The sequence below is a fragment of the Hymenobacter lapidarius genome, from assembly GCF_001816145.1.
In the GTDB taxonomy this organism is placed as follows: domain Bacteria; phylum Bacteroidota; class Bacteroidia; order Cytophagales; family Hymenobacteraceae; genus Hymenobacter; species Hymenobacter lapidarius.
Window position 1 is genome coordinate 71,850 of record NZ_MDZB01000067.1, and the last position, 12,485, is coordinate 84,334.

The following is a 12,485-nucleotide window of genomic DNA, read 5'->3' on the forward strand; positions in this document are numbered from 1 at the left end:
TGCGGAAGCAGGGCCAACCCATTGCACAGGTGCAAAAATTAGATTATGCGACGCATACAAAATTTTGGCATCGGCCCGCTAACTCCTTCCGAAACCGGGTTGCGTGTGTCCGTTTTTTTTTGTAATGACTTAAGCCAAAACCCTATCCGTTGCTAGGCCGGTAGCGGGCCTGCACAGGCCGGCCGGGGCGGGCGGCAGTGCTTTGGCCTGGTGCCTCGACGTGGTGTTTGCTGCATGGGCTGCTGGCGGCGCGGGCGGCTACCTTTGCACCATGGATTTTGGCCGCCTGCCCGACCTGCGCTACGTTGACTTTCGCCTCCCGCCCGACCACCCCGAAACCGCCCGGGTGCTGGCCCGGGCTCGGGCCACGCAGCCCGCGCCGGCCGGCCTGCACGTGGGCTGCCCCATCTGGACCAACAAGGAGTGGCTGGGTACCTACTTCCCGGCGGGCATCAAAGAACCCGACTACCTGCACTACTACGCGCAGCAGTTCAATAGTATTGAGCTGAATACCACGCACTACCGCATTCCCGATGCCGGCACCGTGCGGCGCTGGAAGGAAGCTGTGGGGCTGGGGTTCAAGTTCTGTCCCAAGCTGCCGCGCAGCATCAGCCACGAGCGGGAGCTGTTTCAGGCCGACGACCTGGTGGTGCCCACGGCCCGGGCCTTTGAGAGCCTGGGCGACAACCTGGGCTGGGCTTTCCTGCAGCTGCCGCCGCATTTCGGCCCCGAGCACCTGCCGCGCCTGGAGCGGTTCCTGCTCGACTTTCCGGAAACCGTGCCGCTGGCCGTGGAGCTGCGCCACCCCCGCTGGTTCGCCGACCAGGGCCTGGCCGATGCCGTGTACGCCACCTTCGAAGCCCTCAATAAAACCCTGGTGATAACCGACGTGGCCGGCCGGCGCGACGTGCTGCCCATGCGCCTGACCACGCCAGTGGCCTTCATCCGCTTCAACGGCCACAGCCTGCACAGCACCGACTACCAGCGTGCCGACGCCTGGGCCGAGCGCCTGGCCGCCTGGGTGGCCCAGGGCGTGCACGAGATTTACTTCTTCATCCACCAGAAAGACGTGCGCCACGCCCCCGTCTTCGCCACGTATTTCCTGGATAAGATGCGCGCCCTGACGGGAATTGCCGTGCCGCCGCCTTTTATCATCCCCCAGCCGGTGCAGGGAAACCTATTCGGGTAGGAGCGCGCCTTGGCGCGTCCCTACGAGCAGCGGGCCGAGGATTTGCCACACGTTTTCGGCCAGAATTTTTTGCCCTGCCGCGTTGGGGTGCACGCCGTCGGCCAGGTTCAGTTCGCGGCGGCCCAGTACTCCCTGCAGCAGAAAGGGTACGAAGGGCAGGCTGTTTTTGTCGGCCAGAGTCCGGAACAGGGCCTTGAACTCGGTGGCGTAATGGGCCAGGCGGTGCCCACCCAGCGGGCCCAGGTCGAAGGGAAATTCCAAACCGGCCAGCACCAGCTGGGCCTCCGGGTGCTGCCGCCGCACGGCATCGATGATGAACTGCAGGTTTTGAGTGGTTTCACGCACTGGAATGCCCCGGATGCCGTCGTTGGCCCCCAGGGCCAGCACGAACACATCCACCGGGTGCCGAGCCAGTACCGAGGCCAGGCGCTGCCGCCCGCCGGCGCTGGTTTCGCCGCTCATGCCGTAGTTGTAGGCTTTAAAGGGCAGCTGCTGCTCGTCGAGCCGCCGCTGAATAAGGGCGGGGAAACTGGCGGCAGCGGGCAGGCCGTGGCCCGCGGTGAGGCTGTCGCCGAAGAAGAGAAGGTTTTTCATAAGGGGCTTTTCAAACAGCACCACGGCCATTTTCGTGCCCTGCCACGGGGTGGGGGCGGGGTTATTCTACCACCTCCAGCACGGTGCGGAACGAGACATACTGGCCGGCAAAGTGAGCCTCCATATCGGCGCGAAGGGCGGGGGCGCACACGCGCTGGTACTCGTCCAGCTGCTCCACGCTGAGGCAGTAATACTGGGCCGCGTAGGTGATGCCGCCTTCTTCTTCGTTGAGCAGGCGGCAGAGCTGGCTTTTAATGAAAAAGCCGGTTTCCATCACCTCGGGCATGTGGGTGGAGCGCATGTAGTCGAGCCATTTGTCGGCCACGGCGGGCTCAATGCTGCTGGTTACGTTGTAAAGAATCATACTTCGGTGAAATAGTGAAGTGGTGCAATGGTGAGATTGTGAAGGCCGGCGAGGTGGACGGCCAGCTAGCGCAAGCTGCGCCATTCGAACTTCAAACTCACCACCTTACCATCTCACCGCCTCAGACGCGCATCGAGTCGAACTGGAAATCGGTAATACGGGCCTGAATGTCTTTGGGTGACAGTTTTTGAGCGGCGGCGGCCTGGGCCAGGGCGGGCAGCTCGGCATCGCCGGCCAGGCGCAGGCTCAGAATCTGGGCGAGGCTGAGCTGCTGCTCCAACTCAGCGAAGCGCTGGCCGCTCACCTCAAAGTACCGCTGCCGCACTTCGAGGCGGCAAATCCGGTCTTGCAGCTGCAGGGCGTAGTGCTGGCGCAGCATCAGCAGCACGCCCAGGCCAATGACGCCCAGGGCCGCTACCGTGAACCACAACCGGGCAATTTCGTCGTCGTCGCCGGCCACGTTGGCGTAGTGCTTGATGGCGTAGCCGGCCATGATGAAGGCCAGCGGCAGCAGCACAAAATGGTGCCACGGATAAAATTGAACGGTGTTTTTGGTGGGGGTGGACATGGGCGGTGGGCGGCGGCTAATGAACGAAAGTAGCGCAGGGCGCTGGAATGAGACACAAAAAAGCTCCGGCCGAAGCCGGAGCTTTTCATTGCTTATGAATTGCGGCTATTTGCTGGCCTTTTCGAGCTCTTTGGCGCGCTTCTTTTCGGCTTTAGCCTGGTCGCGGGCGGCGCGCTCCTGCTTTTTGGCCTCGCTGGCGGTTTGGCGCTGCTCCTTGAGCTGCGCTTTTTGGGCTTTTTCCTGCGTGCGCTGCTCCTTAAGCTGTTTTTTCAGGTCTTTCTGGGCGTTTGCCTGCTCTTTGAGCTGGTTTTTGCTGTTGCGCACGGCCTGGTCGCTGGAGCTGGTTTGCTGCTTCTGGGCTTCGTATGCGGCTTTGGCCTCGTCGGCACGCATGCGTTGCTGCTCGGGGGTGAGGGGTACGGCGGTGGGGTCGACGGGGGTGGTGGCAGGCGTGGTTTGGGCCGCGGCCGTGCCAGTAATGGTGAGGGCGGCCAGGAGGGCGGCGCCGAAAAACAGGTTTTTCATGGGATGGTTTAAGAATCAACGAACCGTTGATTTTTCCTTAAAACGCAGGCCGCAACAGGAAGTTGGGATTTTGGGTAACTTCCGCCGCGCAGGCGGCCGGTGCTTTGCCTGTCCCGTTCAATATGGCACCACCTGAAACTGTATGAGAGGAGTTGATGTCCGGGTAGCAACCCTCGCCGATTTGGAGACGCTGTTGCGCTTCGAACAAGGCATAATTGCAGCCGAACGACGATTTGACCCCACGTTGCGGCCGGACCCCATCCACTACTACGCCTTGTCGGAACTCTTGGCCAGCCCCCGGGCCGTGGTGCTGGTAGCCGAGTGCCAACAACGCCTAGTTGGTTCTGGCTACGTCCGCATTCAGGCGGCCAAAGACTACCACCTGCACCAGCAATACGGCTATCTGGGTTTCATGTACGTGGAGCCGGGCCACCGCGGGCAGGGCATCAACGGCCTGCTTCTGGCTTCCTGCAAGCAATGGGCAATGGCCCAAGGCCTGACCGAACTGCGCCTTGAGGTGTACGCCGATAACCAGCCGGCCATCCGGGCCTATGAAAAAGCCGGCTTCGCGGGCCACATGCTGGAAATGCGGGTGGCTATTTGAGTTGTTGGTTGCTGGTTTGTCAATTGCTGGCGCGCGTCTGCGACGCGTTGCCAACTGGCTCCGAGCCTGCGGCTCGCCGGTGAACGAATCGTAGCCGGCCCGTAAAAACCACCTGCCTGAGCCGCAGGCTCAAAACCAGTCGGCAACGCGTCGCAGACCCGCGCCAGCCCAGCCCACCTGATAACCAACAACTGACAACCAACAACTCAATTACTCCACATAGTCCAGGTCTTTGCCGTAGCTCTCGGGCAGCGTGCTCACGGCCCAGAAGGCCAGCACCAGCGTGATGCCCCCCAGCACGGCCGCGCCCGTGAGAAAGCCCAGCTCGCCGCTCAGGTACTTGAAGGCCGGTACCAGGCCCACCACCGCGCCGCGGGCAAAATTGGGCGCCGTGGTGGCCACCGTGGCCCGCAGGTTGGTGCCAAACTGCTCGGCAGCCACCGTCACAAACAGTGCCCAGAACCCCACCGACATACCCAGCACAAAGCACACGGCATAAAAAGTAGTGGTCGAAGCCCCTTTGATGCCGAACAAATAGACGCCAACCAGCACCGCGCAAAACACCAGAAACACCTTCAGCGCCTTGTTGCGGCTGTGCCACAGCTGGCTGAGGCCCCCGCTCATGAAATCGCCAAACACCAGCCCGAAGTAGCACCAGAACACCGCCAGCCCGGCCGTGACTTCGCCCTGCAGGCCCAGCGCCCGGCCAAATTCCGGCGCCAGCGTGACCAGAATGCCCACCACAAACCACAGCGGCACCCCAATGAGGAGAATGCGCAGATACTTGCCCAGCCGCACCGGGTTGGTGAACAAGCTCAGGAAATTGCCGCGGACCACGGCCGTTTGGGCCTGCACCTGCTGGAACATGCCCGACTCGAACACGCTCACGCGCAGCAGCAGCAGCGCCAGGCCCAGCCCGCCGCCCACGAAGTAGGCGTTGCGCCAGCCCAACTTCTGGCCCACCCAGTAGCCCAGCATGGCCCCGCTCACGCCCACGGTGGCCACTATCATGGTGCCGTAGCCGCGCTTTTCCTTCGGCAGACTTTCGCTCACCAGGGTGATGCCCGCGCCCAGCTCCCCAGCCAAGCCAATGCCGGCAATAAGCCGCAGCCAGGCGTATTGCTCCACGGTCTGCACAAAGCCGTTGGCCAGGTTGGCCAGCGAATACAGCAGAATGGACCCGAACAGCACCGACAGCCGCCCCCGCTTGTCGCCCAGAATCCCCCACAGAATGCCCCCGAGCAGCATGCCGCCCATCTGCATGTTAATCAGAAACAGGCCCTGGTTGGTGACCTCCGCTGGTGCCGTAATGCCCAGGTCCTTCAGGCTCTCAACCCGCACAATACTGAAGAGAATCAGGTCGTAGATGTCGACGAAGTAGCCCAAAGCGGCCACAATGACGGCGGCGGAGAAGAGGGAGCTTTTGGCGGGTTGACTTGCTTGCATGGCGAAATGTAACACCAGCCGGAAGAACGTTGTGCTTACTTTATAGGAGTGCTCGCCGCCAGCGAAGCCAGTTCCTGCTATGCGCTTACCTCACAACGGGCCGCCGTTACTACCCTAGCGTCGTCGCCAGCCAGGCAAACACCTCGCGGTACACCTGCTCCCGCACCGGCGGCACCGACAGTACCAGGTCGTGCATGCCGCCGGCAATGGCTTTCACGGCGATCCGGGCGCCCAGCCGCGGCGCCAGCGCGTGGATGTCGCGAACGTCGAGCACGCCATCGGCCCGAAAATAGTCGTTGCTCCAGCCGCGGGTTCGCACCGTGCGGTCGGAATGCAGCACCAGCACGGGCTGCGCAATGGCCAGGCCTTGCCGGATGCGCCGGTGGCCGGCGCGAACGGCCCGCAGCCACCCAAAGGAAACCGGAAACGGCACCAGCGGCTTCCAGGGCAGGTGGTAGTCCCACTCGCCCCGGTAGTCCCGGTGCAGGCTCAGGCCGTACTCCCGGGGCAGGTCGCTGGGCGGGCTGATGTTGGGCAGCAACTGGCCCAGGGCCGCCGCCAGCGGAATAGCCACCTGCTTTTTCAGCCAGGGCTGGTTCAGGGCCAGAAACGGGCTATTGAGCACCAGCGCCGACACCGCAGCCCGCTGGGCGCCTTCGTGCGCGTAGAGTGCCGCGATGAGGCCCCCGGTAGAGTGGGCGCACAGTACCACCGTGGCGTAGCCCTCGGCTTGCACCACAGCCAGCGCCGCGTTGAGGTCGGCGTAGTATTCGCGCAGGTCGCGTACGTTGTTGGGGCGCTGGTGGGGCAGCCACGAGCGGCCGTACTTGCGCAGGTCGAGGGCGTAGAACTGGTAGCCGTGCTGCTGGTAGCAGTAGGCCATTTCCCGCTGAAAGAAATAATCGCTGAAGCCGTGAACGTACAGCACCGCTCGGCGAACCGGGCCGCTGGGCCGCAGCCGCACCAGCGTGCACTGCACCGCGCCTTCGTAATCGTCGGGCTGGGGCAGCACGCGCTGCTCAAAATCGGGGCCCAACACGTCGGGCTGGTAGGAGGCAGACATAAGGAGCGGTTACGTAAAGCGAAGTCAGCCAGCTCAGCACGCCCGGGAAAGGCGCGCCCGCCCGCTACCTGAATGCCAGCGGCACCACCAGCCGCACGCTCACATTGCGCCCCTGGTTAAACACGCCGCGCCGCCCGTTGGCGTTGTTGAAGTCGGCGTATTTCAGGCGGCTCAAGTGGCTTTGGTAGCCCGCGTCAAACAGGTTGTTGGCCGTGATGAACAGCGAAAACAAGGTTTGGCCCGCGGCGTTGGCCAAGTCCGTGCCCAGGCCCGCGTTGATGAGCGTGTAGCCAGGCGTGGCCGTTTCGGTGTCAAACGCCGAAAAGAAGCGGTTCTGGGCAAAGGTGTGCTCCAGCTGCACGCGGGCGTAGGGGTTGGTGAGGCGCTTGCCCTGGCGGCGGAAGCTGGCCCGCAGCTCCGACTGCAGCCGGTCGGCCGGGATGAAGGGCAGGTAGCGCTCGGCCTCGGGCCGGTTGAGCTGCTGGGCGCGCACCATGGAAAAGGAGTTCTCAAAGTGTAGCCAGTCAAGCGGGTGGGGGTGGAAGTCGAGGCTCACCTCGCCGCCCAGCAAGCGGGCCCGGCCCTGCTCGAAGCGGAACACCCCGTCGCCGTCGGCACTCAGCGAGTCGGCCCCGGCGGGCGTGAGCAGGCGGCGCGTAAAAATGTAATTGTCAATGGTATTGGTAAAGGCGTCCACGCTGAAGCGCACGTGGTCGCTCACGTAGCTCACGCCGGCATCGGCCTGCAGGCTGGTTTCAGCCGCCAAATTCGACTGCCCGATTTCGTAGCGGATGGTGCCCTCGTGGATGCCGTTGGAGCCCAGCTCGGCAATGTTGGGCGCCCGGAAGCCGCGCGCGAGGTTGCCTTTCACGGTCAGCGTCTCGCTCAGGCTATACGCCGCGCCCACGCTCCCGCTGTAGTTGCGGAAGGTGCTCGCGAAGCCCGCAAACTTGGTTTCGGCACCCGGGGTGGTGCTCGCCGTGGGCCGCTCGTCGGCGTCCAGGTACAGGGCATCGGCCGTGATGCGCCGCAGGTCGTAGCGCAGGCCCCCGCTGAGGTCGAGCGCCCCGATGGTCTTTTTAGCCACTGCAAACGCGCCGCCTTCGTTCACCCGGTAGGCCGGAATGAGGAATTCCACTCCCAGGTTGCGGTTTTGCTGGTGCAAGCCACTGCCGCCCAGGGTCACGCGCCAGCCGTTCTGCTCCGGCAGGAAGTAGCGCAGCGAGTAATCCACGGTGCGCAGCTGGAAGTAGAGCGAGGTTTCGGCCGGATCGGCCACGTTGCCGTACTCGCGGCGCAGGTTTTGCTGGTAGCTGGCCTGCAGCGTGACGCGCGCGCCGTTCTCGCCCAGAATCAGGTTGTTGTCCACGCCCAGGCGCAGGTGGTTGATTTGCTGTTGCGGCACGGCCAGGCCGTAGCCGCGCAGGTCGGCATCGGTCACGGGAATGGCCCGAGTGCTGTCGCCGCTGGGCACCTCTTTCAGGAAGCGGCCGGTGTCCTCGGTGCGGGCGCCTTCGGTGAGGCCCACTCGCTGGTTGAAGCTGCTGAAAGTGAGGTGCGAATAGCCCCAGCTTTTGTTTACGCCCACGTGGCCGTTGGCATCCCATTCGTTGAAGCCGGAGTTGTACACGCGGCCGTCGTAGCGGTTGCGGTAGGCGCCGGCCACTTTGCGGGTGCCGCGGGCCAGCCAGTTAAAGCCGTTCAGGTTACCCGCGTTCTGAAAGGAGTAGCCCTGCTGGCGGTTGTTGGTCTGGTAGCTGGCCGTGGCCACGCCCGTGATGCGGCCCTCGTCCACGGGGTCGGGCGCCACGAAGTTGATGACGCCCGCCATGGCATCGGACCCGTAGAGCAACGACCCCGGTCCTTTTATAATCTCGGCCCGGTCCACGCTGAATTCGTCGATTTCGATGCCATGCTCGTCGCCCCACTGCTGGCCTTCCTGCTTGGCGCCGTTGTTGAGGGTAATCACGCGGTTGAAGCCCAGGCCGCGCACCACCGGCTTGCTGATGGCCGCGCCGGTGGTAATCTGCGTCACGCCCGGCGTGTGGGCAATGGCATCAATCAGGTTCGAGGCCGACGTTTGGTTGAGCCGCGTGCGGTCGACCACGGTGGTGGGCACGGGCGAGCGGCGCAGCTCCGTGGCCTGCGACACGCCGGTTACCACCACCTGCCCGATTTCGGTGGCCGCCATCACTAGCCGCACCTCCAGGGGCTGGCCGCTGCCGGTGTCCACGGTCTGGGTCACGGTGTTGAACCCCAGCGAGCGGATTTGCACCGTGAAGCGCCCGCGCGGCAGGTTGGCAAAGCGGAAGTTGCCATCGGTGGCGGTGGCGGTGCCGCGCTTCAGGTCCACAAAAATGACGTTGGCACCGGGCAGGCCTTCGCCAGATGCCGCGTCGATGATGCGGCCCGTGAATGATGGCCCTGGGGTTTTAGCGCGCACCCCGCCGGGCGAGGGAACCGCGCCAGCCGGGGTGCTTTGCGCATCGGCAACGCCCACGGCTCCGCTCATTGCCAGGAGCGCCAGTAATACAGATTTAGTCATAACAGAAACAAAGGTCGGCGCATCAACGGCAAATAGAAGCGGAAGGATGCAACCCCATTTCGCAAGCAGATAAATTATTGACAATCAGCATCAATTAGCGTTTTGCCGCCGATACGGGGAATGAAATGAGCCATTCTCCAAGGGGTGGGTGAATGGCTTAGCTAAGCCTCAGGCAAAAAGAACGCGCCCAATCGAGGCATGGCGCATGGGCCGTGGCCAGCCCGCTACGCGGCCACACTGTCGCGAAAAATCAACTCATTGTTCAGGGTTGCGGCGGCGCGGGTGCCACTGGCTGCGGCCAAAATGGCCTGCTGGTACGGGCCGGTCATGTCGCCCACCGCGTACACGTTGGGCACGCTGGTGAGGCCGGCCTCGTTGGCCTGCACATACACTCCGTCGGGGGTGAAGGCGCAGCCGAGCTGGGCGGCCAAGTCGCTGCGCTGCCGTTGCACGGGCCGCACAAACATGGCATCCAGGGACTGGCGGCTGCCGTCGTCAAACAAAATCGCACACAAGCACTTGGCGGTGCCGTCGATGGCTTTCACGGGTTTTTCCAGCACGCCCACGCCCAACTGCTGGAGGTGTTCGCGCTGGGCCGGGGCCAAATCGGCAGGGCCATCGGTGCACAAGGTCAGGCGGGGGCTCCAGTGGTGCAGGTGCACGGCTTGCTGGTAGCCGGCCTCACCCCGGCCGTACACGGCCACCTGGCTGTGGCGGTTTTCCCAGCCGTGGCAGTAGGGGCAGTGGTAAATTCCTCGGCCCCAGAAGTCGGCCAAGCCCGGCACCTCGGGTAGGGTATCGGCGACGCCGGTGGCCAGTATCAGGGTGGCCGCCGTGGCGGTGGCGCCGCTGCCCAGCGTCAACTCGCAGTCGCCGGTGCTGGTGAAGCGGGCCTGGTGGGCCTGGTCGGCGCAGATTTCTACTTGGTAGGGCCGGAGCTGCTCGCGGCCGATGCGGAGTATTTCCTGGGGCGCGGCCCCGTCGCGGGTGAAAAAGCTGTGGGAATGGAACGCGGGCGCATTGCGCGCGGGGCCGCCGTCGAGCACCAACACCCGGCGGCGGGCGCGGCCCAATACCAGGGCGGCGCTGAGGCCGGCGTTGCTGGCGCCCACAATTATCATGTCGTAATGGGCCATAGCAGGCCGGGGAATTCTGCGCATAACAAATACGGGTTGTAAAGGAGTGTAGTAGCGAAATGCATAGGAGGAGAATTGCAGCAACGGAACCGTGCTCCCAAAAAGAACTCCGGCACCGGGCCGGAGTTCTTTTTCGGGCCGGTTACAACGCGGCCGTGGGTTATTGCACCGTCACGGGGAAAGTGACTTCGACGTCGGTATCGCCGGGGGTGGCGCTGCCGTCTTTGCTGCCGGGCTGGTGACGCAGGGTGATTTTCAGGGTGCCGGTGCCGGCCGCGGTGGTCACTACGCGGGTAACAAGGCCGACTTCCAGGTTCTTGGCGTCGCGGTCGGTGCGGGTAATATTGAGGAGGCTGGCCGGCGTGCCGGCGTAGATGAACAGGTGCTCTTCTTTCTCTTTGGCTACCTCGTCGGTGACGTTGGCCACCGGCGTCTTGGTCTCATCCAGCAAGGTGATGGCGCCCGTGTAAGTGGTATTGGGCCGCAGGTTCAAGGTGCCGATGGTGGGCGCGTTGCCGCCCGTGCCGTCGATGTCGCGCCACGTTACGGTGGCGGTGCTGCCCCCGGCCGTGGTGGGGGTGAGCACGTAGGTCACGGTCGTGATTTGCTCGTTGTCATCGTCGGGCTTGGGGTCATCGTTGTCGTCGCTGCACGAGGAAAAAGCCAGCGGGAAGGCCAGCAGCAAAGCAGCCAGGCGGAAACGGGATTGGAAAATGGTCATGGGATGAAAGTGAAAAATGTGAAGTGAAAAATGTGAAAAATGTGAAAAATGTGAAAAAGAAAAGCATGAAAAACTAGGAACAACCCGGACCTCGGGCCCGCGCTTGGCCTATTTTTTAGCGGTGCCAAAGGCCAGCGGCACCCGCAGGCGCAGGGTCACGTTGCGGCCCAGTTCGTCGAGAAAGTAGCGGTAGCGGTTGAGGTAGTCGCGGTAGCGCGTGTCGAGCAGGTTGGTGCCCGTAAGGCTGATTTCCACTGGGGTGCGCGGCCCCAGGCGCAGGGTTCCGCCCAGCTCGGCGCCCAGCAGCCAGTAGCCGGGCGGCGGGTCCTGGTAGTCGCGCTGCTCGTTGTCGCGCGGCACGCGGGTTTGGCGGCGCACGGCCTGGGCGGCCAGCTGGGCGTAGAGGGCCCCCACCCGGTGCGTGGTGGCGCCGGCTTCGTAGCGCAGCCAGCCCTCCACCCGGTCGGCCGGGGCCAGGATGAGGTAGTCGTTTTGCCGCAGGTCGCGCTCCACCACCGTGGCCGCCTTCATTCCCAGCGTGAGGGGCCGGGCCACGCGGTAGGCCACCAGCAAGTCCACTCCCCGCAGCTGCGCGTCGGTCTGCTGGTAGCGGTACGACGGAAACAGCCCCCGGACGTCCAGCACCGGTGGCACCGGCGTCTGGTAGATGTAGTTCCGGATGGTGGTCTGGTACACGGTCAGCTCCCCGTTGAGGCGGGGATGGTCGTGCCAGCTCACGCTGAAGGCGGCCGAGCGCGCCGTTTCCGGCCCTAGTGGGGCCGCCCCCGCTGGCCGCGTGATGTCGTAGCCTTCTTCATAGATGCCGTTGTGCACCCCCTGGCTGGCCCGCTCGTTGGCCGCCGGAGCCCGTTGCAGCAGGCTCGCGTCGGCGCGCAGCGTCACGTGCGGCCCCAGCTCGCGCACCACCCCCACCGAAGCCGCCGGCGTGGTGAAGGCGAAGCTTTCGCGCACCACCGTAAAATTGCCGCTCACGCGGGTCGGTCGGCGGGTATTCAAGGAGCGGCGGTCGAAGCGCAGCCCGGCTTCGAGCAGCCAGTCCCCGGGCCGCCAGTGCCCCAGGGCGTAGGCCCCGGCGGTCAGGTTGGTGTAGTAGGGAATGAAGAAGCGACTGCCCGGCCGGTAAGTGTTGTCTTGCGCGGTGCCGCTCAGGCCCAACTCACCGCCGAAGTTGCCGTACGGGCGCGGTTCCCAGCGCAGGTCGGCGGTGGTGGTGTGGTTGCGGTAGTCCAGCTCGGGCAGGTTCTTGGCGGCCACGTTGTTGTTGCGGGGCCGGAACTTGTCGTACTCGCCCCGGCGGTCGGCCTGCTGGGCCAGCGTGGCGCTCAGGCGGCCACCCCAGCCATTCAGCCTATAAAACCCGCTGAGCTTGAGCAGCGTGTGCTGAATCTGCTGGTAAGGCCGGTCCAGCGCGTAGGTGAACGAAGCCGGCAGCGGCGGGGGAGTGGTGCCACGGGCCACCAGGTTCCAATTTTCGGGCACGGGGTACAGGCCTAGCTTAGCGTTGTACTGGCTCACGAAAGCCTCAACGCCCCAGCGGGTGGCGCTCCAGCCCACCGCGGCCGAGTAGTTGTACTCGGCCAGCGCCGAAGAGCTTATCCAGTAGTCCGGCGTGCGGCTCAGGCCCGCGCGGCGCACGGTGCCCTGGGCCCGCCAGGCCAGCGCCGGGAGCTTGGCGGGGGCGCCCTGCACCGTGGCGGAGGCCGCGCCCA

At 64.4% G+C, this 12,485-nt stretch carries 12 protein-coding genes; 2 read left to right on the forward strand and 10 right to left on the reverse strand.

Annotated elements, in window-relative coordinates:
• Positions 1–271: 271 nt before the first annotated feature.
• Positions 272–1,189: a DUF72 domain-containing protein gene (locus BEN47_RS03630; protein WP_070725202.1), complete on the forward strand. Its 918-nt coding sequence runs from the start codon at positions 272–274 to the stop codon at positions 1,187–1,189.
• Here the strand turns inward: BEN47_RS03630 and BEN47_RS03635 are convergent.
• From BEN47_RS03635 to BEN47_RS03650, 4 genes are all read right to left on the reverse strand, one after another.
• The gene (locus BEN47_RS03635; protein ID WP_070725243.1) at positions 1,178–1,783 is read right to left on the reverse strand and encodes an arylesterase; all 606 of its coding nucleotides are present in this window, start codon (positions 1,781–1,783) and stop codon (positions 1,178–1,180) included. The two genes, BEN47_RS03630 and BEN47_RS03635, sit on opposite strands and share 12 nt — an antisense overlap.
• 61 nt (positions 1,784–1,844) lie before the next feature.
• Positions 1,845–2,147, reverse strand: a complete 303-nt coding sequence (locus tag BEN47_RS03640; RefSeq protein ID WP_070725205.1) for a DUF4286 family protein — start codon at positions 2,145–2,147, stop codon at positions 1,845–1,847.
• Between the two features lie 121 nt (positions 2,148–2,268).
• Entirely contained in the window at positions 2,269–2,715 is a 447-nt protein-coding gene (locus BEN47_RS03645; RefSeq protein ID WP_070725208.1) for a DUF6526 family protein, read from the reverse strand.
• Positions 2,716–2,820: 105 nt separating this feature from the next.
• Positions 2,821–3,240, reverse strand: coding sequence for a hypothetical protein (locus tag BEN47_RS03650; RefSeq protein WP_070725211.1), 420 nt, complete (start codon positions 3,238–3,240; stop codon positions 2,821–2,823).
• A 142-nt stretch (positions 3,241–3,382) separates the two neighbouring features.
• On the opposite strand from BEN47_RS03650, the gene BEN47_RS03655 reads away from it, so the two are divergent.
• A complete protein-coding gene (locus tag BEN47_RS03655) occupies positions 3,383–3,844 on the forward strand; it encodes a GNAT family N-acetyltransferase (protein ID WP_070725213.1) in 462 nt (153 codons plus the stop codon).
• A gap of 210 nt (positions 3,845–4,054) precedes the next feature.
• Here BEN47_RS03655 and BEN47_RS03660 read toward each other — a convergent pair whose 3' ends face one another.
• From BEN47_RS03660 to BEN47_RS03685, 6 genes are all read right to left on the reverse strand, one after another.
• Positions 4,055–5,290 (reverse strand): MFS transporter, encoded by a 1,236-nt coding sequence (locus BEN47_RS03660; RefSeq protein WP_070725214.1) that lies wholly within the window; start codon positions 5,288–5,290, stop codon positions 4,055–4,057.
• A gap of 109 nt (positions 5,291–5,399) precedes the next feature.
• On the reverse strand, positions 5,400–6,353 hold the full coding sequence (locus BEN47_RS03665) for an alpha/beta hydrolase (RefSeq protein WP_070725216.1): 954 nt from the start codon (positions 6,351–6,353) through the stop codon (positions 5,400–5,402).
• A gap of 64 nt (positions 6,354–6,417) precedes the next feature.
• Positions 6,418–8,898 (reverse strand): TonB-dependent receptor, encoded by a 2,481-nt coding sequence (locus BEN47_RS03670; RefSeq protein ID WP_070725218.1) that lies wholly within the window; start codon positions 8,896–8,898, stop codon positions 6,418–6,420.
• 224 nt (positions 8,899–9,122) lie between these two features.
• The gene (locus BEN47_RS03675) at positions 9,123–10,058 is read right to left on the reverse strand and encodes an NAD(P)/FAD-dependent oxidoreductase (protein WP_083322078.1); all 936 of its coding nucleotides are present in this window, start codon (positions 10,056–10,058) and stop codon (positions 9,123–9,125) included.
• 136 nt (positions 10,059–10,194) lie between these two features.
• On the reverse strand, positions 10,195–10,755 hold the full coding sequence (locus tag BEN47_RS03680) for a hypothetical protein (RefSeq protein WP_070725222.1): 561 nt from the start codon (positions 10,753–10,755) through the stop codon (positions 10,195–10,197).
• A gap of 108 nt (positions 10,756–10,863) precedes the next feature.
• A partial coding sequence (locus BEN47_RS03685; protein ID WP_125921474.1) for a porin family protein occupies positions 10,864–12,485 on the reverse strand: 1,622 nt, incomplete at its 5' end.